General features: G+C 51.8%; 3 protein-coding genes and 1 pseudogene. 1 reads left to right on the top strand and 3 read right to left on the bottom strand.

What is annotated here, in order from left to right; all coding sequences use genetic code 11:
* Nucleotides 1-86 precede the first annotated feature (86 nt).
* On the bottom strand, nucleotides 87-347 hold the full coding sequence (locus C492_RS22870) for a hypothetical protein (RefSeq protein WP_204365614.1): 261 nt from the start codon (nucleotides 345-347) through the stop codon (nucleotides 87-89).
* Nucleotides 340-888, bottom strand: a complete 549-nt coding sequence (locus C492_RS10515) for a (2Fe-2S)-binding protein (protein WP_193364854.1) — start codon at nucleotides 886-888, stop codon at nucleotides 340-342. Before C492_RS10515 ends, C492_RS22870 begins: the two co-directional genes overlap by 8 nt.
* A gap of 65 nt (nucleotides 889-953) precedes the next feature.
* On the opposite strand from C492_RS10515, the gene C492_RS22865 reads away from it, so the two are divergent.
* Nucleotides 954-2,108 (top strand): XdhC family protein, encoded by a 1,155-nt coding sequence (locus C492_RS22865; RefSeq protein WP_008423269.1) that lies wholly within the window; start codon nucleotides 954-956, stop codon nucleotides 2,106-2,108.
* Nucleotides 2,109-2,411: 303 nt separating this feature from the next.
* Here the strand turns inward: C492_RS22865 and C492_RS25320 are convergent.
* A pseudogene (locus tag C492_RS25320) lies at nucleotides 2,412-2,845 on the bottom strand (IS6 family transposase); the annotation flags it as partial.
* Between the last annotated feature and the right edge of the window lie 501 nt (nucleotides 2,846-3,346).

Here is a 3,346-nt window from a genome sequence, read left to right as displayed (position 1 = left end):
CTCCGACTCGTCGTGGCCATTACCAACTACGAGCGAGGAAATAATCCGGGCTGTGAGAAGCTATGAGATGGATTCTATGACAGGCTCTATCCGTGTGCAATATCTGACCGTAGGACCGCCGCCTCAGCTAAATCCGGGAAATTTAGCGCGTAATCGGCAGTGTATTTCGACTCACCTGTGACGATTTTTCGAGCGTCGTTTTTCTCTTCGCGCTTGGAGATGGCCTGTCGTTCGCTCTTAGACTTGCGATTGTTCGGGCTCTCGTTCCACTCGAGAGGGTGTTCGTCCTCGACGGAGGTCGATTGCTGGTGAGTCTCATCACTTTGTGGCTCATCAGGTTTACTCATCGTTCTCACCCCTGCTGCACTTCTGGTTTGAACATGCCACTATTTCGTGAGTCGAGTCGCCACCGTCAGTAGCAATGGTATCGCTACTCATCCGTTCAGCGGCGTCTTGTACGGCACCGATGATCTTCTCATAACCGGTGCACCGACAAAGGTTCCCTGAGAGTCCCTTGCGGATCTCGGCTTCAGTAGGATCAGGATTGTCCTGAAGCAAGCTTCGTGACTGCATGATCATCCCGGGGATACAGAATCCACACTGGAGGGCGGCATTGTCGACGAACGCCGCCTGAATTGGGTGGAGGTCATCCTGAGTACCGAGTCCCTCGATGGTCTCGATCTCTGCTCCATCCATTGTGGTGATCGGTCTAATACAGGAGCGCTCTGGTTCCCCATCAACAGACACAGTACAGAAACCGCAGTCTCCCGTATCACAGCCACGTTTCGCGCCAGTGTAGCCATTTCGACGAAGAACATCAAGGAGCGAATCCGACCGTTCAGCTTCGAACGTACGTTCAGCCCCATTCAACGTAATATCTATCTCTATAGGCATAGTATGACAATGACTAACGACAACCATATATGTGTCGGTCGAATAGCCAATATATGCATATGGCGGCAGATTCCTGGAGTACCACTACATCCGAGGTCTACCAGCAAATTGAGCAAGCTCTTGCAGCCAACTCTCAATTTGCGGTCGCAACGATCGTCGATGTCGAGGGGACGGCTTATCGACGACCCGGTGCCAAAATGGTGATTGAATCTGATGGAACATCCCATGGTGGAATCACTGCTGGTTGTCTCCATGATCCACTACAGAAGGATGCAAATGCGGTTCTCGAGTCCGGATCCTCGACTATCGTCACATACGATCTTACAAACGACGATACCTGGGGGCTCGGTCTCGGCTGTAATGGTGTTATCGACGTTCTTATCGAACCTGTCGATGACTCGTGGCAGCAGGTGGTTGACGCACGCGCGAACCGCGAGGCATGTAGTCTCGTAACCGCAATCGAGAGCGACGATCCCTCGATTCCCGTCGGAGCTAGAGCGGTTATCAACGAACGAGGATCAAGAGCTAATGACCGTCGCATTCGTGAGCGAACGCCCCTTCCTAACTCGGTTATCGCAGATATTGAAGCGGATGCACGGACGTGTGCAACTGAAGGGAGTACCGACCGCATCTCTGTGTCAACTGAGGCGGGAGAAATAGTACTCGTTGTTGACGGTATCGAACCCTCTCAAAGACTGGTCGTATTCGGTAGCCAGCCGGATGTTCACCCCGTTGTCCGCTTCGCAGCGCGGGTCGGGCTTGAAGTTACAGTCGTGACTGCTCGTGGCGGACGTGCTGATGACGAAATGTTCCCGACTGCAGATCGCGTCTTAGCAGCCCATCCATCCAACCTATCTGATGCCGGAATCGATGGGCGGACATCCGTTCTCATTATGTCCCACAACTTTGTCGACGATAGACTCGCACTCGAGGCAGCACTTGACACAGAAGCCCCGTACATTGGGTTGATGGGGCCCCGAAAACGATTTGAACAGCTTCAATCAGATCTAGAAGAAGAGGGTGTCGAACTCTCGAAACGTGATCACGAACGGATCGCGACTCCGGTCGGGCTAGATCTGGGTAGCGATGCACCAGTCGAAATCGCCTTGAGTGTTGTTTCGGAAATCATTGCGGTTAGTAACGGTCGCGACGGTAGGCGACTCGTAGGTCAAGCAGGACCTATTCACGACCGGCAGTCGGTCACGTCACAGTAGGCCGGGAAGGCAATCAACATGTAGCCAATTCTCTGCCCGGTTGCACTTGAGGGCTTGAGAGGTCGCATAAACGTAGCAAATATCTATTCGAGCCAGATGGGATGGCTGGTAATACTGACCAGCATTTCTAGCCAGTATTACTGGTTAATGCCACTATAGTTTATCCCCGTCTCAAGTCGATCTAATAGCTGCAAAGCTATGCCATATAGCAATCAAAAATTCGAACTGATCAATCCCCGAATAGTCCGAGCCAGAGCTTCTGCATTGTATTTAGTTACGCAAATTCCACCAGATGTTGATGGCTTAGAGCCACGATTCGGCAGCCGTCGGCTCAACGTCGTTGAAGCTATTGCTGAGCGTAGAAATACGATGTTATATCTCTGGGGACACACTCTCGATAGTGTTTCTATTTCCGTGTTGAACAAGACGAAATCAGAGCCCTGCTCATTGTATTGCAGTCACTAGATGCTGGGCGTGATCAACGAGAAACACAGCGTTAGCGGTGTCATCTTTCTCACGGAACTCTCAGAGAAACTGTTGTGTGAGTGCCATCGTAGTGTCGTAAAGAGCCTCAATTACAGGGATTCCTTCGAATTGGGACTGACGGCTGCGTACAGCCAGAACTGCTGATCATTGATTCAGATCACCGTCTCGTTGAGTGTGATGCGAGCAGGACTCGCACCGCTGACGGATTGTAGATCGGCCTTTTGCACCCAGTCGTGGACTTCTTCCTCGGAGAGGAAGCGAACAAGCTCCTAAAGGAGGAAGGCTTCTCGTTCGGTGGAGCTCTCGAGTGATTGTTTGGCTGCGCTGGCCCTGCACTAAGATCGATTCAGCGTCATCGACGAGTTGGTCGAAGTTCGTCCAGATGAGGCAATCAATTCGACGCTGCAAACGACTGCAGCATGGTTAGGTCAGTGTCTCTCTATTATCGGTATGTCGCTACAGAGCGTTTTACCCCAGATCGCGTCTGTGGCGATGTTTACCCCTCTCCCCAACTCTCCCTTCCCCGAGGGTTGAGCGTTGCTGGTTGTTCGATTACGGATAGAAAGTAACCCGAGAGCGGTTATCGATTAGTAGGTCTGTGGATGTTCGCGATCTGTTAACCAACACCAGTACAGGCCTTCCGAGCTTGTTGGTTAAGCTCCAACGCTCTTATGTAGAGCTGCGGAACGCCCCGTAGTTACACTATAGTGGCTGATATTGGTGGAATATGTCTCAGCCAGCTTTCGGAAAGA

Source organism: Natronococcus jeotgali DSM 18795, from assembly GCF_000337695.1.
Taxonomy (GTDB): domain Archaea; phylum Halobacteriota; class Halobacteria; order Halobacteriales; family Natrialbaceae; genus Natronococcus; species Natronococcus jeotgali.
The sequence above is the reverse complement of the archived record's forward strand: the minus strand, read 5'-3'. Positions and strand labels throughout refer to the sequence as shown.